This is a genomic window from Actinomadura sp. K4S16, from assembly GCF_008327685.1.
Lineage (GTDB): Bacteria > Actinomycetota > Actinomycetes > Streptosporangiales > Streptosporangiaceae > Spirillospora.
In genome coordinates this window covers 773147-795218 of sequence record NZ_BDDE01000010.1, presented here as the reverse complement: position 1 = coordinate 795218, position 22072 = coordinate 773147, and the positions used below count along the sequence as shown (strand labels likewise).

At 74.1% G+C, this 22072-nt stretch carries 18 protein-coding genes; 5 read left to right on the top strand and 13 right to left on the bottom strand.

What is annotated here, in order from left to right; genetic code table 11:
* The first annotated feature begins 10 nt into the window (after positions 1–10).
* The gene (locus K4S16_RS04470) at positions 11–3088 is read left to right on the top strand and encodes a bifunctional [glutamine synthetase] adenylyltransferase/[glutamine synthetase]-adenylyl-L-tyrosine phosphorylase (protein ID WP_149257473.1); all 3078 of its coding nucleotides are present in this window, start codon (positions 11–13) and stop codon (positions 3086–3088) included.
* Between the two features lie 72 nt (positions 3089–3160).
* On the opposite strand, the gene K4S16_RS04465 is transcribed toward K4S16_RS04470, so the two are convergent.
* Complete coding sequence (locus K4S16_RS04465; RefSeq protein ID WP_235036560.1) at positions 3161–4042, bottom strand: phosphatase PAP2 family protein; 882 nt, start codon at positions 4040–4042, stop codon at positions 3161–3163.
* 237 nt (positions 4043–4279) lie between these two features.
* On the opposite strand from K4S16_RS04465, the gene K4S16_RS04460 reads away from it, so the two are divergent.
* Positions 4280–5890, top strand: coding sequence for an alpha/beta hydrolase (locus K4S16_RS04460; RefSeq protein WP_200841681.1), 1611 nt, complete (start codon positions 4280–4282; stop codon positions 5888–5890).
* A 25-nt stretch (positions 5891–5915) separates the two neighbouring features.
* Here the strand turns inward: K4S16_RS04460 and K4S16_RS04455 are convergent, their stop codons facing one another.
* Together K4S16_RS04455 and K4S16_RS04450 are read right to left on the bottom strand one after the other, a co-directional pair.
* Positions 5916–6308: an OsmC family protein gene (locus K4S16_RS04455; protein WP_149257472.1), complete on the bottom strand. Its 393-nt coding sequence runs from the start codon at positions 6306–6308 to the stop codon at positions 5916–5918.
* An 81-nt stretch (positions 6309–6389) separates the two neighbouring features.
* The gene (locus K4S16_RS04450; protein WP_149257471.1) at positions 6390–8525 is read right to left on the bottom strand and encodes a DEAD/DEAH box helicase; all 2136 of its coding nucleotides are present in this window, start codon (positions 8523–8525) and stop codon (positions 6390–6392) included.
* A gap of 299 nt (positions 8526–8824) precedes the next feature.
* Between K4S16_RS04450 and K4S16_RS04445 the strand changes: the two genes are divergently transcribed.
* A complete protein-coding gene (locus tag K4S16_RS04445; protein ID WP_149257470.1) occupies positions 8825–9409 on the top strand; it encodes a hypothetical protein in 585 nt (194 codons plus the stop codon).
* A gap of 105 nt (positions 9410–9514) precedes the next feature.
* Here the strand turns inward: K4S16_RS04445 and glnA are convergent, their stop codons facing one another.
* Positions 9515–10939, bottom strand: a complete 1425-nt coding sequence (glnA, locus tag K4S16_RS04440; protein ID WP_149257469.1) for a type I glutamate--ammonia ligase — start codon at positions 10937–10939, stop codon at positions 9515–9517.
* Positions 10940–11093: 154 nt separating this feature from the next.
* On the opposite strand from glnA, the gene K4S16_RS04435 reads away from it, so the two are divergent.
* The gene (locus K4S16_RS04435; RefSeq protein ID WP_149257468.1) at positions 11094–11570 is read left to right on the top strand and encodes an RDD family protein; all 477 of its coding nucleotides are present in this window, start codon (positions 11094–11096) and stop codon (positions 11568–11570) included.
* 103 nt (positions 11571–11673) lie between these two features.
* Here the strand turns inward: K4S16_RS04435 and K4S16_RS04430 are convergent, their stop codons facing one another.
* Positions 11674–12369, bottom strand: a complete 696-nt coding sequence (locus K4S16_RS04430) for a DUF4191 domain-containing protein (RefSeq protein WP_149257467.1) — start codon at positions 12367–12369, stop codon at positions 11674–11676.
* 47 nt (positions 12370–12416) lie between these two features.
* Positions 12417–13343 carry a lipoyl synthase gene (gene lipA, locus K4S16_RS04425; protein ID WP_149257466.1) on the bottom strand — a complete coding sequence of 309 codons (927 nt, stop codon included), beginning with the start codon at positions 13341–13343 and terminating at the stop codon, positions 12417–12419.
* A 205-nt stretch (positions 13344–13548) separates the two neighbouring features.
* Here lipA and K4S16_RS04420 point away from each other — a divergent pair, with 205 nt between their 5' ends.
* Positions 13549–14049, top strand: coding sequence for a YfbM family protein (locus K4S16_RS04420; RefSeq protein ID WP_149257465.1), 501 nt, complete (start codon positions 13549–13551; stop codon positions 14047–14049).
* Here K4S16_RS04420 and lipB read toward each other — a convergent pair.
* The 7 genes from lipB to K4S16_RS04385 form a co-directional block, all read right to left on the bottom strand.
* On the bottom strand, positions 14031–14744 hold the full coding sequence (gene lipB, locus K4S16_RS04415; RefSeq protein WP_235036559.1) for a lipoyl(octanoyl) transferase LipB: 714 nt from the start codon (positions 14742–14744) through the stop codon (positions 14031–14033). The genes K4S16_RS04420 and lipB overlap by 19 nt on opposite strands.
* Before the next feature lie 37 nt (positions 14745–14781).
* Positions 14782–15519, bottom strand: coding sequence for a peptidase E (locus K4S16_RS04410; protein WP_149257464.1), 738 nt, complete (start codon positions 15517–15519; stop codon positions 14782–14784).
* An 84-nt stretch (positions 15520–15603) separates the two neighbouring features.
* Positions 15604–16491 (bottom strand): TIGR01777 family oxidoreductase, encoded by an 888-nt coding sequence (locus tag K4S16_RS04405; protein ID WP_149257463.1) that lies wholly within the window; start codon positions 16489–16491, stop codon positions 15604–15606.
* A gap of 126 nt (positions 16492–16617) precedes the next feature.
* The gene (sucB, locus tag K4S16_RS04400; protein ID WP_149257462.1) at positions 16618–18117 is read right to left on the bottom strand and encodes a 2-oxoglutarate dehydrogenase, E2 component, dihydrolipoamide succinyltransferase; all 1500 of its coding nucleotides are present in this window, start codon (positions 18115–18117) and stop codon (positions 16618–16620) included.
* A gap of 36 nt (positions 18118–18153) precedes the next feature.
* Complete coding sequence (gene lpdA, locus K4S16_RS04395; protein WP_149257461.1) at positions 18154–19545, bottom strand: dihydrolipoyl dehydrogenase; 1392 nt, start codon at positions 19543–19545, stop codon at positions 18154–18156.
* 157 nt (positions 19546–19702) lie between these two features.
* Positions 19703–21235, bottom strand: a complete 1533-nt coding sequence (locus K4S16_RS04390; protein WP_149257460.1) for a leucyl aminopeptidase — start codon at positions 21233–21235, stop codon at positions 19703–19705.
* A 62-nt stretch (positions 21236–21297) separates the two neighbouring features.
* Positions 21298–22056, bottom strand: coding sequence for an adenosylcobinamide-GDP ribazoletransferase (locus tag K4S16_RS04385; RefSeq protein ID WP_149257459.1), 759 nt, complete (start codon positions 22054–22056; stop codon positions 21298–21300).
* Positions 22057–22072: the final 16 nt, after the last annotated feature.

Genomic DNA, 22072 nt, shown 5'->3' with positions numbered 1-22072 from the left:
GGTTGGTCCTGTGACCGAGTCCTGGACTTCCGACCGCCGTCCCTCGCTCGCCGGACGCCTGGCGCGGCTCGGCTTCACCCACGCGGCGCGGGCGGAGCGGCTGCTCGCGGAGGCCGAGCGGGACGGCTCGGGGCCCGATGACCGCCTGCTCGACGCGCTCGGCGGCACCGCCGATCCCGACCTCGCCCTCGACGGGCTGCTGCGCCTGCTCCCCGCCGCCGGCGGCGAGCTGCGCGCGGCGCTCGCCGCCGAGCCGGGGACGCGGGAGCGGCTGACCGCCGTCCTCGGGGTGAGTGCGGCGCTCGGCGACCACCTGGCGCGGCACCCGGACCACTGGCGGGTGCTGCGCGACGGCTTCGCGGGCCCGCTCGGCACCCCCCGCGACGACCTGCTCGCCGCCGTCGGCGCCGACCCGTCCGCCGAGGAGCCGGTGGCCCGCGGCGAGGACGCGCTCGTCGGGCTCCGCGTCGCCTACCGGCGCCGCCTTCTCGCGCTGGCCGGACGCGACCTGATCGGCCTGGCCGACGTCGCCGAGGTCGCCGCCGAGCTGGCCGACCTCGCCGCCGCCGCGCTGGAGGCCGGCCTCGCGATCGCCCGCGCCGAGGTCCCCGGGCACGAGGCGTGCCGGCTCGCCGTGATCGGCATGGGCAAGTGCGGGGGCCGCGAGCTGAACTACGTCAGCGACGTCGACGTGGTCTTCGTGGCGGAAGCGCGGGGTGCCGGCGAGACCGGTGAGGGGCAGGACGAGGACGCCGCGCTGCGCACCGCGACCCGGCTGGCGTCGGCGATGATGCGGGCCTGCTCGGCCTCGACCGAGGAGGGCTCGCTCTGGGAGGTGGACGCGGCGCTGCGCCCGGAGGGCAGGTCCGGGCCGCTCGTGCGGACCCTCGCCAGCCACCGCGCCTACTACGAGCGGTGGGCCAAGACGTGGGAGTTCCAGGCGCTGCTGAAGGCCCGTCCCGTCGCGGGCGACGCCGGCCTCGGCGCCCGCTACCTCGACATGATCACCCCGATCGTGTGGAAGGCGGCCGAGGGGGAGAGCTTCGTCGAGGACGTCCAGGCCATGCGGCGCCGCGTCGAGGCCGACCTGAACCAGCGCACCGCCGACTCCGAGCGGCAGCTCAAGCTCGGGCCGGGCGGGCTGCGCGACGTCGAGTTCGCGGTGCAGCTGCTCCAGCTCGTCCACGGCCGCGCCGACGAGAAGCTCCGCAGCCCGACCACGCTGGACGCCCTCGCCGACCTGTCCCAGGGCGGCTACGTCGCGCGCGACGACGCGGCGGCGCTGGCGTCGGCGTACCGGTTCCTGCGGCGCGTGGAGCATCTCGTCCAGCTGCACCGGCTGCGCCGCACCCACCTCGTCCCGGACGACGAGGGCGGCCTGCGCCGCCTCGGCCGCGCCCTCGGGCTGCGCACCGACCCGGTCGGGGAGTTCACCGCGCTGTGGCGGCGGCACGCCCGGGAGGTCCGCCGCATCCACGAGAAGCTGTTCTACCGGCCGCTGCTGCGGGCGGTGGCCCGGCTGCCGGGGGAGGAGTCCCGGCTCACCCCGGAGGCGGCCCGCGTCCGGCTGGAGGCGCTCGGGTACGCCGACCCGGCGGGCGCGCTCCGGCACATCGAGGCGCTGACCGCGGGCGTGTCGCGGCGGGCCGCGATCCAGCGGACGCTGCTGCCGGTCATGCTCGGCTGGTTCGCCGACGCGCCCGACCCCGACGCGGGGCTGCTCGGGTTCCGGCAGGTCAGCGACGCCCTCGGCACCACGCCCTGGTACCTGCGGCTGCTGCGCGACGAGGTGACCGTCGCCGAGCGGATGGCGTGGGTGCTCGGCTCCAGCCGCTACGCCACCGACCTGCTGCTGCGCGCCCCCGAGGCGGTCGCCCTGCTCGGCAGCGACACCGGCCTGGAGCCGCGCCCCTGCGAGGCGCTGCGCGCGGAGGCGCTCGCCGCCGTCCGCCGCCACAACGAGGGGCCGCGCGGGGCCGCCGCGCCGGAGGCGCGGGTGAGCGGCGCGCCAGAGGCGCGGGTGAGCGGCGGCGCCGAGGAGGCGGTCGGGGTGGTGCGGGCGCTGCGGCGCCGCGAGCTCTTCCGCGTGGCCGTCGCCGACCTGCTCGGCCTGGTGGACGTCCGCGCGGTGGGCGAGGCGCTGACCGGCATCGCCTCCGTCACCGTCGAGGCCGCGCTCCAGGCCGCGATCAACAAGATCGAGATGGAGTCCCGCGGCCCGCTGCCGACCCGGATGGCGGTCGTCGCGATGGGCCGCTTCGGCGGCCACGAGCTCGGCTACGGCAGCGACGCCGACGTGATGTTCGTGCACGACCCGCTGCCCGGCGCGGACGAGGGCGCCGCCGGTCGCGCCGCGCACGCCGTCGCCGAGGAGCTGCGGCGCCTGCTCGCGCTGCCCGCCCCCGACCCGCCGCTGGTGGTCGACCCGAACCTGCGCCCCGAGGGGCGCCAGGGGCCGCTCGTGCGCACCCTCGCGTCCTACGCCGCCTACTACGCCCGCTGGTCGGAGCCCTGGGAGGCGCAGGCGCTGCTGCGCGCCGACCCGATGATCGGCGATCCGGAGCTGTGCGAGCGGTTCCGCGCGCTGATCGACCCCGTCCGCTGGCCCGAGGACGGGATCGGAGAGGACGCCGTCCGGCAGATCCGGCGGCTGAAGGCGCGGATGGAGTCCGAGCGGCTCCCGCGCGGCGTCGAGCGGCGCCTGCACACCAAGCTCGGGCCGGGCGGGCTCGCCGACGTGGAGTGGGTCGCGCAGCTGCTCCAGCTCCGGTACGCCCACGAGGTCCCGGCGCTGCGCACCACCCGCACCCTGGACGCGCTGGACGCCGCGGTCGAGGCCGGCCTACTGAGCGCCGAGGACGCCGAGGTCCTGTCGGAGGCGTGGTGCATGGCCACCCGGATCCGGGGGGCGCTCATGCTGGTGCGGGGCCGGGCGTCGGACCTGCTCCCCACCGACCACCGCCGCGAGCGCAGCGCCGTCGCCCGCGTCCTCGACTATCCCGGGACGGGCGACCTCCTGGAGGACTACCGGCGGCACGCCCGCCGCGCCCGCGCCGTCGTCGACCGCGTCTTCTACGGCGCCGACTGAGCCCCCGGCCCGCGGGACCGGGCGGCGCGTAGTCCCCGGGATGTACGCGGTCGGCCCGGAGTCGTACGCCCGTCAGGGGCGGGTGGCGCCGCCGGTGGCGGCGGAGCCGGCCCCGGAGCCGCCCGTGCGCCGCCCGGTCCACTGGTGGAGCCGGTGCGCGACGTGGGTTCTCGCGATGATGAGCGGCGCGGGGCAGCGGGTGTACAGGATCCACGACACCCACAGCGCGCCGCCGATGAGCGCCATGCCCGCCACCGCGTCCAGCACGTAGTGGTTCGCGGTGGAGAGGATCACGACCACGGTGGTGGCGGGGTAGAGCACGCCGAGGAGCTTGGCCCACGTCTGCGTCGCCAGCTTGACCAGGACGAGCCCGCACCACAGCGACCAGCCGGCGTGCATGGACGGCATGGCCGCGTACTGGTTGGTCAGGCTCCCGGACGCGTCGCTGGCGTACAGGCCGAGCGAGTGCAGCGCGGTCACCGGGTCGACGAAGCCCTCGCTGTGCAGGAACCTCGGCGGCGCCAGCGGGTACAGCCAGAAGCCGATCAGCGCCACGCCGGTGGCGACCATGATCGACGTGCGGAGCCACCGGTAGTGCTGCGGCCGGTAGCGGTACAGCCAGACCACGACGGCGAGCGTCACGATGAAGTGCATCGTGGCGTAGAAGACGTTGGCGGTCCGCGCCAGCCAGGGCACGGTCAGCAGCGTCTGGTTGAGGTGCAGCTCGAAGTCCAGCCCCAGGTAGCGCTCCACGCGCAGGATCTCGTCGGCGTGCGCGAACGCCGGCCCGGTGCCGTCCTGAACCAGGACGATGCGCGTCAGCGTATAGCCGGTGTAGAAGAGGACGACCAGCAGGAGCTCGCGCCAGACAGGGGGCGCGGTGAGGATGCGGCGCCGCATTCCGGTGGCGCCGGCCTCGCTTCTGCGGGCCGCTGGGGGGGCGGGTTGAGCCATGGTACCTATCTTTGCCGCACGGCCCCCGAATGAGATCACCGCGACGAATGGTCTTCATCTCAGACTTGAGTAGTACGACCCTGATGCGGTATCCGGACTTTCGGGGGAGGGCCTCAGGGACGCCGGGGGACCCCCGCCGCTCCTCCTCCCACCGGACCCGTTGGAGCCGACCAGGAGTCAGCATAGAGGGCCCTGGGTAGATCCCGATCGCTTCACACGATGCGAACGGGAGGACGAATGGCCAGGTATCGGGGGACATCCGGCGTGATGCCGGTGGGCGGTGCGGCCCTGGCCGTCTTAGTGCTGCTCTCCCTCTCGGCGGGGGCGGGCCGCCCCCGCACGGCGCTCGGCGAGTCGCGCACCGCGCTCGGCGAGCCCCGCGCGGCGACCGGCACCCCGCCGGCGGCCGCCGGCGCGCAGGCGGCCGCCGTCCCGCGGCCGGCGTGGGGGCGCTGCACCGGCCTGCCGTCCCCGGCGCCCGGGAGCAAGCGGCCCCGCGGGGTGCGCTGCGCGACGCTCCGGGTGCCGCTCGACCACGCCAAGCCCTCCGGCGAGCGGATCGGCATCGCGCTGATCAAGGTGCCGGCGGCCGATCCGCACCGGCGCATCGGCTCGCTGGTGTTCAACTTCGGCGGCCCCGGTGGTGAGGGCGTCGACACGCTCGCCCAGGCCGCGGGCCAGTACGCCGACCTGCGCGCCCGCTACGACCTCATCGGCTTCGACCCCCGCGGCGTCGGCCGCAGCAGCCCCGTCGCCTGCGCGGACACCCGCCGCATGGACGCGCTCGCCGCCATGGACGACAGCCCCGACACCGCCGCCGAGGAGCGGGCGTACGCGGCCGGGCGCGCCGCCTTCGTGCGGCAGTGCGAGGCGCGGTCGGGACGGCTGCTGCCGCACGTCGGCACCGTCGACGCGGCCCGCGACCTGGACATGATCCGCGCCGCCGTCGGCGACGAGCGGCTGCGGTACTTCGGGATCTCCTACGGCACCTGGCTCGGCGGCAGCTACGCGCACCAGTTCCCCGGCAGGGTGGGGCGGGCCGTCCTGGACGGGGCCGTCGACACCCGGCTCAGCCGCGCCGACCTGGCGCGGCAGCAGGCGGCCGCGTTCCAGCGCGCCGCCGGCGAGTTCGGGACCGCATGCGCCCGGCTCGGCGCCAAGCAGTGCCCCCTCGGCAAGGACGGCCCGTCCGTCGCCGCGTCCATCGGCCGGTTCCTAACCGGGCTCGACCGGAAGCCGCTGCGCACCTCGTCCGGGCGGAGGCTCACCCAGAGCCTCGGCACGGCAGGCGTCGCCGCCGCGCTCTACTCCCAGGACGCCTGGCCGTACCTCGCGCAGGGCCTCGTCGACGCGGTGAGGCGCCGCGACGGGAGCCTGCTGCTGATGCTCGCCGACGTCCAGAACGGGCGGCGGCAGGACGGCACCTACAGCAGCCTCGCCGCCGCCAACACCGCCATCACCTGCGCCGACAGCACCGACCGCTACACCGTCCGCGACGTGCGCCGGCTCCTGCCGCGGTTCCGCGCGGCCTCGCCGATCTTCGGGGAGCCGCTGGCGTGGGGCCTGCTCCAGTGCACGGGCTGGCCGGTGCAGGGCGACCCCGCCGCGCGCGAGGTGTCCGCGCCGTCCGCGGCGCCGATCCTCGTCGTCGGCAACACCGGCGACCCCGCCACCCCGTACGCGTGGGCGGCCGCGCTGACCGAGGCGCTCGGCGGCGGGGCCGCGCTCCTCACCCTCAAGGGCGAGGGGCACGGCGCCTACGACACCGGCGACCACTGCGTCCGCGAGGCCGTGCACGCCTACCTGCTGCGCGGCGCGCTGCCGGCGGCGGGCGCCACCTGCGGCTAGCGGCCCGCGGCGCGCCCGGGGGCCGCTACACGACCTGCTCGACCTTCATCGGCTCCCGGAGCGCGTTGCCGACGGTGCAGTACTTCTCGTGGACGCGCGCGGCCACGGCCTTCAGGACGTCCTCGGCCTCGTCGTCGCCCTCGGGCAGCTCCACGTCGTAGGTGACCGTGATCGTGCCGAGCGTGCTCGTCGCGACCTTGTCGGCCTGGACGGTCGCGGCGAGGCGCGCCATCCGGTGCCCGCGCTTGGCCGTCAGCGGTTCGACGGTGACCAGCTCGCAGCCGCCGAGCGCGGCCAGCAGCAGCTCGACCGGCGTGAAGACGCCCTCGGTGTCCCCGTCCCCGATCGCGACCGCCGCGCCCCGGCCGTTGACGGCCCGGAAGCCGTCCTCGGTGCGCTCCACCCTGACCTCCGCCATGACAATCCCCTTTGATCGGCTGGTCTCCGCCCGCGAGAACGCGGGCATGCCCCGCGTTCTTCCCTGCGTCCCGGGCCTTCCCTACGTCCCGAGTCTCTCCTGCTCCTCGGCGACGATCTGCCGGGCGAGGTCGCGCTCGGAGATGTCGACCGCGTCGGGGGTCTGCTCCGCGAGGTCGCTGCGCCGCGCGTACTCGTCGAAGAGCATGGTCTTGACGTGCAGGATCTCCAGCATCCGCTCGTCCACGCCGCCGGGCGTGATCAGCCGGTGCACCTGGACGGTCCGCACCTGCCCCATCCGGTGCGCCCGCGCGATCGCCTGCGTCTCCATCGTCGGCTTCACCTGCGGCTCGCAGAGGATCACCACCGACGCCGCCTGCAGGTTCAGCCCGACCCCGCCCGCCTGGATCTGCGCGAGCAGCACGGCGTGCCCCGGCTCGGCGGTGAACTCGTCCACGATCTCCTGCCGCCGCGCCGGCGGGGTCTCGCCCGAGATCGGCCCGCGGGTGTCCGGCCCGAGCGCCTCCCCGACGGCGGCCAGCACGTCCCGGAAGTAGGAGAACACCACGACCTTCAGGTCGTTCTCGGCGGCCTCGACCACCAGCTCCTTCAACCGGTCGAGCTTGGCCGACCGCTTCGGGACGGCGTAGGCGGCCCGGCGCATCGCCATGAAGTTGCCCGCCGCCACGGCCTTGCGGTAGGCGGCCGCGTCGGCCCGGCTGAACTCCTCCAGCTCGTCCACGTGCACGACCTCGGGCAGCTCGACGAGCACGTCCCGCTGGTTGCGCCGCAGGTACACCGGCGCCACGGCCGACCGGAACGCCCGCGCACCCATCGCCGCGTCGTGCGGGCGGACCCGCTCGGCGACCTCGGGCCGCAGATGGGCGACGAGGCTCCGGAACTCCTCGACCCGGTTCTCCATCGGCGTCCCGGTGAGGAACAGGACGTTCTCCGTCCTGCGGCACCACTCGGCGACGGCGCGGGCGCGGCGGGTCTCGTGGTTCTTGGCGTAGTGGGCCTCGTCCACCACGAACATGCCGACCCGCACGTCCTCCGGGACGCCGAGGGAGTGGAGGGTGGCGAGCGTCGTCACCGCGATGCCGCCGTCCCCGGCCCACTTGCGCAGCGCCCCCGCGCGGCCGGACCCGTGCAGCGGGTGCGCGGCGATCGTGCTGCGGGTCTCGATCTCCCGGACCCAGTTGATCAGCACGCTCGCCGGGCACGCCACCAGGAAGTGCGTGGCCCCCCGCGCCCGCAGATGGGCCATCGCGGCGATGGCCTGGACCGTCTTCCCGAGCCCCATCTCGTCGCCCAGGATCACCCGCTTCTGGACGAGCGCGAACCGCGCCCCGAACGCCTGGTACCCGCGCAGCGACACCCGCCGGAACCGGTCGTCGAGCGGCTGGGCCTTCACCCGCGCCGCGAGGTCGGTCGGCAGGAAACCCTCGGCGGCCTCCCGCTCCGGGTCCGCCGCCGCGAGCTCGGCCAGGAGCGTCTGGTACTCGGCGGCCCGCAGCTCGAAGTCGATCCAGGCCTCGTCGGCCGACACGTGCGGCCGCAGCAGGTCGACCGACGCCTGGGAGATCAGCAGCCGGGTGCCGCGCGCCTCCTCGGCGGCGAGGGCCTCGGCCAGCTCGCCGACCGCCGCCCGCGCCCGCTCGCGCCGCGCCGGCGGCGCGAGGAGCCTGCGCCACCACGACCCGGCCGGCCGCGCGTCCTGCACCAGCGGCGCGACGCGCTCGTCGACCTCCTCCGCCACCGCGCGCGCCCGCGGCAGCTCCGGCCCCGCGTTCACCAGCCGGTGCAGCGCGACGACGGCGGGCGTCATCGCCTCGTCCCGCCGGTCGACGTCGATCCGCACCGTCGCCGACCGCTCCGCCGCCTCCGCCAGGCTCCCGGCCGCCGCGTGGAGCTGCTGCGCCGTCTGCGGCCCGATCCCGGGCAGCAGCTGGAGCCGGTACGGCGTCGAGTCGAGCACGTCCGCGACGCTGGTGAACCCGGCCTCCTCCAGCGGCCCGAGCCGCAGCCGCCCGTCCGTGACGTCCTTCAGCCGGGCCAGCGGTATCGAGGTGAGCTGCTCGCGCGCCGCCTCGGTCCGCAGCGGCGCCAGCGCCGCGTGCACGTCGGCCAGCGCCCGCCGGTGGTCGGCGACCAGGTCCCGCGCGGCGCCCAGCAGCGAGTACCCGCCCCTCAGGACGTCCTTGGCGTCGTATGCCATCCCGCCCTCCAACCCGCGCGTTCGGCCCACATGATGCCAGCCCCGCACGCGTGCGGCGGCCGCCCCGCCCGGGCGGCCGTGCGCCCGAGCCGATCCCTAACGCCGCCCCACCGTAGGCGGCCCCACCGACACATCGCGGGAGCGGCCCGGGGACCGGCGAGAACCCTGCCGCGCGCGGCGTCGCCGCGGAACCGACGGAGGCACGGGAGCGTCCCAGCACCACGGGTGAGAACTACGACCGAGCGCTGATGTCCCGGTCGCGGACACCGGCCAGGTCACGGGCGGAAAGGCGAAGACCGATGGAGCCGCAGAGACTGCGGATAGACCTGCCGGACCCGTCACCCGGCTTGAGTCGGCAGACCAAGTTCTGGCTGGTCTTCACGAGCGTGTTCATGGTGGCGGTGTTGGTGGGCGTGCCCGTCTTCCTGAAAACGGCCACCGATCGAGCGCCCCGAGAGGGCGACTGTCTGGAGGCGGAGGGGCGCGGCGGCAAGACCGGGTACACCGGCGACTTCCGCATCGTCGCCTGCTCCGCCCCGACCGCCGCATACCGAGTGGCCATGCTGGGCGGCCACCTGGGATGCGACGACAACACCTACGGAGAAACGGTCTCTTCCGGAGCCCGGGGCGGACGGTACCTGTGCCTCATGCTGAACGCGAAGGTCGGAGACTGCTTTCATCAGGAGGTCGGTTTTCCCGCGGGCAAGGCCACCAAGGTGGCGTGCGGGCCGTCGGCGACCTACAGGATCACTGCCGTGGTCCCTGGCAGGACGGACCCCACCCTGTGCGGCCCGGATGTGAATCCGCTGGAGGGGGAGCCCGCCAAGCCCATGGCGCTCGTCTATCCCCGGCCGCCCGTGACGATGTGCACGGTCGGCGTCTGACCGGGAGCGGTCCTGCGAGGAGGCGGTCCGCGGTCGCTCGCGGACCCGGGCCGGAACCGGGCTGAGGCGCGCCGACGACGTTCCGCGTCAGCGCGCCTCCGCGGCCTAGATGTCGTAGTAGAGCTCGAACTCGTGGGGGTGGGGGCGCAGGCGGATGGGGTCGATCTCGAACTCGTTCTTCATCGTGATGTAGGTCTCGATGAGGTCGGAGGTGAAGACGCCGCCCTCCAGCAGGTAGTCGTGGTCGGCCTCCAGGGCGGCGAGGACCTCGGGGAGGCTGCCGGGGACCTGCGGGATGGCGCGGGCCTCCTCGGGCGGCAGCTCGTAGAGGTCCTTGTCGACCGGCTCCGCGGGCTCGATCTTGTTCTTGATGCCGTCCAGGCCGGCCATCAGCATGGCGGAGAAGGCCAGGTAGGGGTTGCAGGACGGGTCCGGCACGCGGAACTCGATCCGCTTGGCCTTCGGGTTCGAACCGGTGATCGGGACGCGGATGCAGGCCGAGCGGTTGCGCTGGGAGTAGACCAGGTTGACCGGGGCCTCGTAGCCGGGGACGAGACGGTGGTAGCTGTTCACCGTGGGGTTGCTGAAGGCCAGCAGGGACGGGGCGTGCTTGAGCAGGCCGCCGATGTAGTAGCGCGCGTTGTCGGACAGGCCCGCGTAGCCGACCTCGTCGTAGAACAGGGGCGAGCCGTCCTTCCAGAGGGACTGGTGGCAGTGCATGCCCGAGCCGTTGTCACCGAAGATCGGCTTCGGCATGAACGTGACGGTCTTGCCCTCGGCGCGCGCGACGTTCTTGACGATGTACTTGTAGAGCATCAGGTTGTCGGCCGTCTTCAGCAGCGTGTCGAAGCGGAAGTCGATCTCGGCCTGGCCCGCGGTGCCGACCTCGTGGTGCTGCATCTCGACGTGGATGCCCGACTCGATGAGCTGGGCCACCATCTCCGAGCGCAGGTCGGTGTAGTGGTCCATCGGCGGGACGGGGAAGTAGCCGCCCTTGTAGGGGGGCTTGGCTCCGAGGTTGCCGCCGGGCTCCTCGCGGCCGGTGTTCCAGGCGCCCTCGACGGAGTCGAGGTAGTAGTAGCCGGCGTTCTGCTTGGTCTCGAAGCGGACGTCGTCGAAGATGTAGAACTCGGCCTCGGGGCCGAAGTAGCACGTGTCGGCGATGCCGGTGCCGCGCAGGTAGTCCTGGGCCTTGCGGGCGATGTTGCGCGGGTCGCGGCTGTAGGGCTCGCCGGTCAGCGGGTCGTGCACGAAGAAGTTCAGGATCAGCGTCTTGTGCTGGCGGAACGGGTCCACGACGGCGGTGCTCGGGTCCGGCAGCAGGAGCATGTCGGACTCGTGGATCTCCTGGAAGCCGCGGACGGACGACCCGTCGAACATCAGCCCGTCGGTGAAGACGCTCTCGCCGAAGCTCTCGACGGGGAAGGTGAAGTGCTGCATCTTGCCCGGCAGGTCCACGAACCGGCAGTCGACGAATCGCACACCTTCGTTCCCGATGTAGCTCAGGACCTCTTCGGCGCTGCTGAACATCCAGCCTCCTCAGGGCGGTTCTCGGCTTCACCGACGTTATGTCCGCGCCGTTTCCCGGCCATGTCTCGTATGTTTCCGCTGTGTTACGGGTCACTCCGGGCCTCCCCCCGGGAGCCGTGTCCGAACCTTCGGAGGGACGGGATAGCGTAGGGGCATGAGCGGTGGTAAGGCGGCCGGGCCGCGGTGGACGCAGACGTGGCTCGGCGGTGCGCGCTCGGCCGGCGCCGACCTCGGCGAGCCCGGGAAGCGGATCGGCCTCCCGGAGAGCGGCAGCGGATCCGTCGCGCCCTACGGCCGCCGGCTCCTCGCCCTGTTCATCGACTGGGGCCTGTCGATGCTGGTGGCGAGCCTGCTCGCGCGCTCGTTCGGGTGGGAGCCCGCCGAGCGCAGCACGTGGACGCTGCTCATCTTCGGCCTGCAGGCGTGGGTGCTCACCGCGTTCCTCGGCACGACGATCGGCAAGCGGCTGTGCGGCATCCGGGTCGCCCGGCTGGACGGGCGCCCCGTCGGCCTCGGCTGGGCCCTCGCCCGGACCCTGCTGCTGCTCCTGGTCATCCCCGCGCTGATCTGGGACCGCGACTACCGCGGCATGCACGACCGCGCGAGCAACACGGTCGTCGTCACCATCTAGCCTCGCCGTCACGATCCAGCGGGACGGCCGGCCCGGAAAGCCGGAAGCCGGCCACCCAAAAAAAGAAAGCGCCCCCGAGGGGGCGCTTTTTCTGTGGGGGGCGTCAGCGCAGCTTGGGCTTGGGGCCCTTGGGCATCTTCGCGCCCCTCGGCATCGGGCCCTTCGGCATCTGCATCGACCTGGGGAGCGCCCGGAGCCGGTCGTTCAGCTCGGCGACCTGGCCCTTGGTGAGGTTGCGGGGCAGCTTCATCAGGTGGCGCTGCAGCTTGTCGACCGGGATCTGCCCCTCGTCGTCGCCGACCTGGACGTCATAGATCTCCACCTGCTGGGCGGAGCGGGCGATGCGCTTCTTCTCCGCGCCGAGCAGCGGGCCGACGCGGTTGCGCGGGCCCTCCGAGACGAGCACCACGCCAGGGCGCCCCACCACGCGGTGCACCATGTCGAGGTTGCGGTTGCCGCTGACCGCCTCGGTCACCGTCCAGTTGCCGCGCATGTTCTTCAGCACCGCGGCGGCCGCGCCCGGCTGCCCGGCGATCACCTTGTACTGGGCGCGCTGCGCCAGCTGCCCGAAGACGATCATGCCGACGGCGAACGCGGCGAGGATGCCCAGCGGGATGAAGAACCAGAGCTGGCCGATGAGCAGCCCGATGAGGATGACGACGACGAGCGTCCCGATCGCGGAGGCGAACACGATCGGCAGGGCCTTCGGGTCGGCCTGGCGGAGCACCTGGGCGACCATGCGGATCTGCTTGAGGCGCCCTGGACTCTCCTGGGCCCCGTCCGTGGGCTTTTTCGACATGCGTCCAAGGATAGTCGGGTCGGGCGGCCGCCCCGCCAGCCCGGTCGTCAGCCGCGCGCGGAGACGGCCTGCTTGTAGAGGCGGCCGGCGCGGTAGCTGGACCGCACCAGCGGCCCGGACATCACGCCCGCGAAACCGATCTGCTCGGCCTCGGCCGACAGCTCCACGAACTCCTCGGGCTTGACCCACCGCTCCACCGGGTGGTGGCGGGGGCTGGGGCGCAGGTACTGGGTGATCGTGATGAGCTCGCAGCCGGCCTCGTGCAGGTCGCGCAGCGCCTGGGAGACCTCCTCGCGGGTCTCGCCCATGCCCAGGATCAGGTTGGACTTGGTGACCAGCCCGTCCTCGCGCGCCCGGGTGATGACCTCCAAGGAGCGCTCGTACCGGAACCCCGGCCGGATCCGCTTGAAGATCCGCGGGACGGTCTCCACGTTGTGCGCGAGCACCTCCGGCCGGGCCGAGAACACCTCGGCGAGCTGCTCGGGGACGGCGTTGAAGTCGGGGATCAGCAGCTCGACGCCGCAGCCGGGGACCGCGGCGTGGATGCGCCGGACGGTCTCGGCGTACAGCCAGGCGCCGCCGTCCTCCAGGTCGTCGCGGGCCACGCCGGTGACGGTCGCGTACTTCAGCCCCATCGTGGCGACGGACTCGGCGACGCGGCGCGGCTCGTCGCGGTCGAGCGCGGCGGGCTTGCCGGTGTCGATCTGGCAGAAGTCGCAGCGCCGGGTGCACTGGTCACCGCCGATGAGGAAGGTGGCCTCGCGGTCCTCCCAGCATTCGAAGATGTTGGGGCAGCCCGCCTCCTGGCACACCGTGTGCAGGCCCTCGGACTTCACCAGGCCGGTGAGCTCGCGGTACTGCGGGCCCATCTTCATCCGGGTCTTGATCCACTCGGGCTTGCGCTCGATCGGGGTCTGGCTGTTGCGCGCCTCGACGCGCAGGAGCTTGCGCCCCTCAGGTGTCACCGTCGTCACGGGTCCCAGAGTACGTCGCGATCTGCGGTCCCGGCACACCGGAGCCCTCCGCCGGGAGGGGCATCGATGGCGTATCGGAGCGATCTCGAACGTATGACGGTACTCCGCCGGTGCAGCCGATTCGCGTGTTTCGGCCATCTCCGTCAATGGATCTCTCTAGGGTGACTCCCTGTCGTCACGCAACAGCGTCAGCAGGAGGACCACCGTGGGTCTGGCAATGTCGTACCTCAGGGTGCCGCCCGTGCTGGAGGGCGAGCCCGATCCAGGCCGGATCGCGCGCCACGTCTTCGGCGACGCGAACTGGCGGCGGCGCGGCGCGGGCGCGCTGTTCGACCTCGGCCGGGCGTGGCAGGCCATGCACTACCTCGTCACCGGCGACCCGTGGGAGGGGCGGCAGCCCGAGGCCGACGTCGTCTGCGGCGGTCGGCTGCTCACAGAGGACGGCGCCGACGAGCTCGGCATGGACGTCATCTACCTCGCCCCGGACCGGGTCAAGCCCGCCGCCGACCACCTGGCCGCGACGCCGTTCGCCCAGATCGCCGGACGCTACGACCCGGCCGCGATGGTCCAGGCCGGCGTCCAGGACGCCGGCCGGCTGGACGGCGCCGCCCGCGAGCGGGTCTTCCAGCCCGCCTACGCGGGGCTGGCCGAGTTCTTCCGGCTCGCCGCGACCGAGGGCCAGGCCGTCTACAAGGTGATGGCCTGACCGGCGACCCCGAGCTGCGCCGTGGTGCGGTGGAACGTCTCCGCCGCGCCCAGCGCCGCCGCCAGGTGCCGCTCGACGAGCGGGACGATCTCGGCGACCGTCACGTCCCGGCCCAGCTCGCGGCTGAGGTTGGTCGACTGGGCGTCCCGGATCCCGCAGGGCACGATCCGGTCGAACCAGCTCATGTCGTTGTCGCAGTTGAGCATGAAGCCGTGCATCGCGACGCCGCGCGCCACCCGGATCCCGATTGAGCCGATCTTGCGGTCCGGGGTCCCGGGGACCCACAGGCCGCTGCGCCCCTCCACCGTCGCCGTCTTGAGCCCGAGGTCGGCGCAGACGTCCATCATCATCTGCTCGAGCAGCCGCACGTAGCCGACGACGTCCACGGGGTCGGGCAGCCGGACGATCGGGTAGCCGGTGAGCTGCCCCGGACCGTGCCAGGTGATCTTCCCGCCGCGGTCGACGTCCACGACCGGGGCGCCGGGGTCGCCGAACGGGCGGTCGAGCGCCTCGGTTCGCTTCCCCGCCGTGTAGACGGGCCGGTGCTCCAGCAACAGGACGGTGTCGGGGATCGCGTCGTCCACCCGCAGCGCGTGGGTGCGCTTCTGCAGCTCCCAGCCGTCCTCGTAGGGGACGGCCGCCTCGCCGAACCCCGCGTGCACCACCACCAGCTCACGTACGTCCACATCGCTCACACGGGCAAGCTTATGCCGTGATCGCCCGGACCGCTCCTCAGAACGCGGCGAGCAGCCGGGGCTCCAGCCGGTACTCCTTCGCCGTCCCCGGCCCGTCCGGCTCGATCCGGTAGGCGCCCGCCTCCCGCCGGTAGGACACGGCCTGGACGAACTCGGTGCCGACGTAGTGCAGGCCCACCGCCTCGTCGGCCGCGTACCCGCCCGGCAGCGTCCCCTCGCCGACGAGCTGCTGGAGCAGCGGGCGCCGCTGCGGGTCGCTGTCGTAGTGGACGCCGCACGAGTACGGCAGGAAGCCGAGGCCGTCGGTCAGCGGGCGCAGCTGCGGCCCGAACGAGTCGGTGTTGCCGCCGGAGTGCCAGCAAAGCGCGCCCGCGCTCTGCCCGGACAGCACGACGCCCTCCTGCCACGCCTCCCGCAGGATCTCGTCGAGGCCGTGCAGCCGCCACAGGGCCAGCAGGTTCGCGACGCTGCCGCCCGACACGTACAGCAGGTCCTGGCCGAGCAGGTGCGCCCGGACGTCGGGCACGTTCGGCATCGGGAACAGCGCGAGATGGCTGACCTCGGCGTCCATGGAGGAGAAGGCGGAGTAGGAGCGGGCGATGTACTCGGCGCCGTCGCCCATGGCGGTCGTCAGGAAGCACACCCGCGGGCGGTCCTGGCCGGTCAGGTCGAAGGCGTAGCGCAGCAGCGGGCTCGGGGCGAGCCCCTCCCTGCCGTCCGGCACGAAGCTGCCGCCGCCGATGGCGAGGATGTGCGGCTGTCCGTCGGTGCTCATGCATCCCCCTCGTAGGCGATCCGTCTCACCGCCACCGTATGGCCGCCGAGGGGGGCCGCCCGGGACTTTGACGTTTCTTGAGGGTCAAAGGACGGCGGCGAGGGCGGAGTCGACGTCCTCGTGCGCGAACCCGAACCCGGCGTCCAGCAGCCGGCGCGGCAGGACCCGCTGGCTGACCAGCGGCCCCTCGTCGGCGAAGCCGCCTAGGGCGGCGCGCAGCGCGAACTTCGGGACGGACAGCCGGGCGGGCCGGTGCAGGGCGCGGCCGACCGCCTTGGTGTAGGCGTCGTTGGTCACCGGGTTCGGCGCGGTCAGGTTGACCGGCCCGGCGATCTCGGTGTCGATGAGGAACCGCAGCGCCGCCACCACGTCGGGCAGGGAGATCCAGCTCGTCCACTGGCGGCCGTCGCCGAGGTCGCCGCCGAGGCCGAGCCTGAACAGCGGGAGGGTGCGCCCGAGGACGCCGCCCTCGCGGGCCAGCACGACGCCCGTCCGCGGGTGGACGACCCGGACCCCCGCCTCCCGCGCGGGCGCGGCGGCGGCCTCCCAGTCGCGGACGAGGTCGGCCAGGAAGCCCTGCCCGGCGGGGGAGTCCTCGTCGACCTCCCGGTCGCCGGTGTCGCCGTAGTATCCGATCGCCGACCCGCAGACCAGCACGCGCGGCCGGGGCGAGGCCGTCGCGATCGCCTCGGCGAGCGTGCGGGTGCCGACCAGCCTGCTGTCGCGGATCTTCTGCTTGTACGCCTTCGTCCACGGCCGGTCGCCGACCCCGGCGCCCGCCAGGTGCACGACGGCGTCCGCGCCCTCCAGCGACTCCCTGTCGACGCACCCGTCGGCCGGGGACCAGCGCGCCTCCCCGGGCCCGGACGGCTCCCTGCGCACCAGCCGGACGACGTCGTGGCCGTCCCCCCGCAGCGACTGCACCAGCGCCGAGCCGATGAGACCCGACGACCCCGTGACGGTGACCCTCATATCCCCAGCGTAGAGGGACGGCGCCACCGGGCGGTGGAACTCTCCGGCGGGTCCCGCGTTTCCCCGGACGCGCCGGGCCCCGCCGGCCGTGCGGCGCGGCGGGGTCCGGGCGGACGTGCGGGAGGGTCAGAGGCCGAGCTCGGCCTCGAAGTTGCCCTCCTCCAGGCGGTGCTTGACCGTGGCGAGGAAGCGGGCGGCGTCCGCGCCGTCGATCAGGCGGTGGTCGTAGGTCAGCGCCAGGTAGACCATCGACCGGACCGCGATGACCTCGCCCAGCTCCGGGTCGTCGATGACGGCCGGGCGCTTGACGACGGCGCCGGTGCCGAGCATGGCGACCTGCGGCTGGTTGAGGATCGGGGTGTCGAACAGGGCGCCGCGGCTGCCGGTGTTGGTCAGCGTGAACGTGCCGCCGGCCAGCTCGTCCGGGCTCACCTTGTTGGTGCGGGTGCGCTCGGCGATGTCGGCGATCCGCTGCGCGAGGCCGCCGAGGTTGAGCTGGCCCGCGTTGTGCACGACCGGGACCATCAGGCCGCGCTCGGGCACGTCCACCGCAATGGAGAGGTTCTCCACCTCGTGGTAGGTGACCTCGTTGGTCTCGCTGTTGATGACCGCGTTCAGCTTCGGGTGCGCCTTGAGGGCCTCGACCGCCGCCAGCGCGAAGAACGGCATGAACGACAGCTTGACGCCCTCGCGGGCCTGGAAGTCGGCCTTGGCCTGCTCCCGCAGCCGCGCCAGCTTGGTGATGTCCACCTCGACCACGGTGGTGAGCTGCGCCGACACCTGCAGCGACTCGACCATGCGGCGGGCGATCGTCTGCCGCATGCGCGACATCTTCTCGGTCCGGCCGCGCAGCGCCATCTGCTCGGCGGGGGCGCCGGCGGGCGCCGGGGCGGCGTGCCGCCCGACGGAGGCCGGGGCCGGCGCGGGGGCCGGGGCGGCGGGCGCGGCCGGGCGCTGGGCGGCCTGCTGGGCGGCGCGGGCCGCCTCCAGGACGTCCTGCTTGCGGATGCGGCCGCCGACGCCGGTGCCCTTCACCGTGCCGAGGTCCACGTTGTGCTCGGCCGCCAGCTTGCGCACCAGCGGCGTGACGTACGGGCCCTCGCCCGGCTCGGCCTGCGGCTGGGCGGGCTGCTGGGCGGGCTGCTGGGCCGCGGGGGCCGGCGCGGGCGGCTGGGGGGCGGGCTGCTGCGGCGCGGGCTGCTGGGCCTGCGGCTGCGGTGCCGGAGCGGGCGCCGGGGACGGCGGGGCGGCGGGCTGCTGCTGGGCCGGCGGCGGCCACGCCGCGGGCGGCGGGGCCTGCTGCTGCGCCTGCTGCGGGGCCTCCTGCTGCTCGGGCTCCGCCTCCTGCTCCTCGGCGGCCGGGGCGCCGCCGCCGGACGGCGCCTCGCCCTCGTCGCCGATGACGGCCAGCTCCGCGCCGACCTCGACGGTCTCGTCCTCGGCGACGGTGATGCTGGTGAGGATGCCCGAGGCGGGGGAGGGGATCTCGGTGTCGACCTTGTCGGTGGACACCTCCAGGAGCGGCTCGTCGGTCTCGACGCGCTCGCCCTCCTTCTTGAGCCAGCGGGTGACGGTGCCCTCGGTGACGCTCTCGCCGAGCTGGGGCATGGTGACGGAGACCGGCATGTCTCAGCGACTCCTTCGGAATACTTGTGCGGCTTGTCAGCCGTGCACGTGCAGTGGTTTGCCGGCGAGGGCGAGATGCGCCTCGCCGACCGCCTCGGACTGGGTCGGGTGGGGGTGGATCAGCTGGGCGACCTCGCCGGGCAGGGCCTCCCAGTTGTAGATGAGCTGCCCCTCCGCGATGAGCTCGCCGACGCGTGCGCCGACCATGTGGATGCCGAGGACGGGGCCGTCCGCGGCCGCGATCACCTTGACCTCGCCCTGCGTCCCCAGGATCTTGCTCTTGGGGTTGCCGGCGAGGTCGTAGGTGACCTCCTTGATCTCGTACCCGCGCTCGCGGGCCACGGCGGACGTGATGCCGACCGAGGCCACCTCGGGGTCGGAGTAGGTGATGCGAGGGACGCCGTCGTAGTCGATCGGCGGCGGGGTGAGCCCGGCCAGCCGCTCGGCGACGAGGATGCCCTCGGCGAAGCCGACATGTGCCAGCTGGGGGGTCGGGACGAGGTCGCCGACCGCGGAGATCGTGGGGACGTTCGTCCGGCAGTACTCGTCGACCTTGACGAACCCGCGCTCGGTCTCGACGCCGGCCTCGGCCAGGCCGATGCCGTCGGAGACCGGACCGCGGCCCACCGCCACCAGCAGCAGCTCCGCGTCGATCGTCTTGCCGCCCTCGAGGGTGACCGAGACGCCGCCCTGCGTCGTCTTGGTGCTCTCGAACCGGGTGCCGAGCTCGAACTTGATGCCGCGCTTGCGGAAGGCGCGCTCCAGGCGCTTGGAGCTGGACTCCTCCTCCAGCGGGAGCAGGTGCGGCAGCGCCTCGACGATCGTGACCTCGGCGCCGAACGAGCGCCACACGCTGGCGAACTCGACGCCGATGACGCCGCCGCCGAGAATGACGACCGAGCCGGGGACGTGCTCCAGCCGCAGCGCGTGGTCGCTGGAGATGACGCGCTCGCCGTCGATCTCCAGGCCGGGCAGCGACTTCGGCGCGGACCCGGTGCCGAGCACGATGTGCGCGCCCTCGATCCGGCGGGTCCCCTCGGCGGTGTCGACCTCGACCGCCGTCGGGCCGGCCAGCCGGCCGGTGCCGTGCACGACCTCGATGCCACGGGACTTGATCAGCCCGGTGAGGCCCTTGACGGTCGTCGAGACGACCTTGTCCTTGTAGGCGTTCACTCCGGCGACGTCGATGCCCTCGAAGGTGGTCTTCACGCCGAACTTCGCGGCCTCGCGGGACTGGTCCGCCACCTCGGCCGCGTGCAGCAGCGCCTTGGTGGGGATGCAGCCGCGGTTGAGGCACGTCCCGCCGAGCGACTCGTCCCGCTCGATGAGCGCGACCGACTTGCCGAGCTCGGCGGCGCGCAATGCGCACGCGTACCCGCCGCTGCCGGCACCTAGGACGACGATGTCGAAGGGGCCGTTGTTGGCCACTGGACGCTCCCTTTCCCCGGTTGTGGCGCCGCGTGGATCGCGGCGCCCTGGGCGGGGCGGGGCGCACCGGTACCCGGGCCCCCACCGCCACAAGAAAACCTATTCTGTTCTCCGCCCGCTCACAGCGCGCGGGGCCCCCGCGGGATTCCCGTGGCGACTACAGCACGCCCGCGGCGACGTCCTCGGCGATCTGGACCAGCGTGCGGGCCGCCGCGCCGGTGCCGCCCTTCGGCGTGTACCCGTACGGCTCGCCCTTGTGGAAGGCCGGGCCCGCGATGTCGAGGTGCGCCCACTTGACGCCGTCCGGCACGAACTCCTTGAGGAACGTCCCGGCGACCAGCATGCCGCCCCACCGCTCGCCGCTGATGTTGGCGATGTCGGCGACCGCCGAGTCGAGGCCCTTGCGCAGCTCCGCGGGGAGCGGCATGCCCCAGGCGGCCTCGCCCGCGCGCTCGGCCGCCGCGACCACCTTCTCACGCACGTCGTCGTCGTTGGCCATGACGCCGGCGGTGCGGGTGCCGAGGGCGACGAGCTGCGCGCCGGTCAGGGTGGCGACGTCCACGATGAGGTCGGGGGAGTCCTCGCCGGCGCGGACGAGGGCGTCGGCCATGACGAGCCGGCCCTCGGCGTCGGTGTTGAGGACCTCGACCGTCTTGCCGCCGTAGATGCGCAGCACGTCGGACGGGCGCTGCGCGGTGCCGCTCGGCATGTTCTCGGCGATCGCGAGGTAGCCGACGACGTTGACCGCGGGGCGCAGCTCCGCGATGGCGGCGAGCGCGCCGAGCACCGCGGCGGCGCCGCCCATGTCGGACTTCATCCAGTCCATCGCTTCGCTGGGCTTGAGGGACAGGCCGCCGGAGTCGAACGTGATGCCCTTGCCGACGAGGGCGAGGGTCCTGGACGCCTCGGGGTGGGTGTAGGCCAGCCGGACGAGGCGCGGCGGGTTCACCGACCCCTGCCCGACGCCCGTGATGCCGCCGTACCCGCCCTCGACGAGGGCCTTCTCGTCCAGCACCTCGATGGCGAGGCCCGTCTCGCCGGCGACCCGCTCTGCCTCGCCGGCGAAGTCCTCGGGGGACAGGTGGGACGGCGGGGTGTTCACCAGGTCGCGGACGAGCTTGACGGACGCGGCGAGGGTGCGGGCGCGCCCGACGGCGGCCTCCTCGGACGCGGGCGCGAGCAGCCGGATCTCCTCGACGGGGCTCTTGTGGCCGTCGCCGGTGCGGAAGGAGTCGAAGGAGTAGGCGCCCAGCAGCGCGCCCAGCGCGACGGCCTCGACGTCCGCGGCGCCGGAGGCGGGGAGCGCGACCGCGACCCGGGCGGTGCCGGCGAGGGAGCGGACGGCGGCGCCCGCGGCGCGGCGCAGGTCCTCGGCGGAGGGGCTCTCGCCCAGCCCGGCGGCCACGACGATCTTGGCGGGGACGGCGCCGAGCGACGGCAGCCTGGTCACCTCGCCGGCCTTGCCGGTGGCGCCGAGCGCGCCCAGCGCGTCGGCGAGCCTGCCGTCCATCGCGCGGTCGAGGGCTTCGGCGCCGGCGGCCGGTGCGGCACCCGCCTCCGCGGGGGCGACGCCGATCACGATCGCGTCGACGTCGAGTCCGGCCAGGTCTGCGCTGTCAAGGCTGATGCTCGTCACGTAGCCCGATGTTAGTCCTCTTGGTGACCGGTTTCGCCCTTTTGGATCAAGCATTGCCCGCCCGGGCGCTCCCGGGCCCGCGCGCCCGCGCGGCCCGGGGGGAGGCCGCCGCGCCCTCAGGGCAGCGCCGCGAGGACGATCAGCGCGGCCGTGGCGGCGACCTCGACGAGGGCGCCGAGCACGTCGCCGGTCACCCCGCCGAGGCGGCGGACGGCGCGGCGGAGCGTCAGCAGGGCGGCGGCCAGCCCGGCGGCCACCGCCGCCGCGCCGTGCAGCGCGCCGCCGAGGCCGCCGGCGGCGGCGCCCGCGGCCGCCGCGGCGGCGAGCACGGCGGCCGTGACGGCGAGCGCGGCGCGCGCCGGCACCGTGCCCGCCACCAGTGCCCCGAGGCCGCCGGGCCGCGCGGACGGCACGCCGGTGCGGCAGGCCCAGGGCAGCGCCAGACGGCCGGTGACCGCCGCGACGAGCGCGGCGACGGCCGGGTCCGGCGCCGAGGCCAGTGCCGCCGCCTGGACGAGCAGCGCCAGCAGCAGGGTGACGACGCCGAACGGGCCGATGTCGGACCGCTTCATGACCGCCAGCGCCTCGGCGGCGGGGCGCCCGCTGCCGAGCCCGTCCGCGAGGTCGGCGAGGCCGTCCAGGTGCAGCGCCCGGGTGGCCGCCGCCGTCGCGGCGACCGCGAGCGCCGCCGCGAGCAGGCGGGACAGGCCGAGCGCCTCGCCGGCCAGCAGGACCACCGCTGCGGCGCCGCCGGGGACCAGCCCGGCGGCGGGGGCGAGCAGCATGGCCGAGCGCGCGGCGTCCCGGTCGACCCGGCCGGTGCGCAGCGGGACGACGGTGAGCAGCGTGACCGCCAGCCGCAGGCCCGCGGTCATCGGGGTCCCCTTCCGG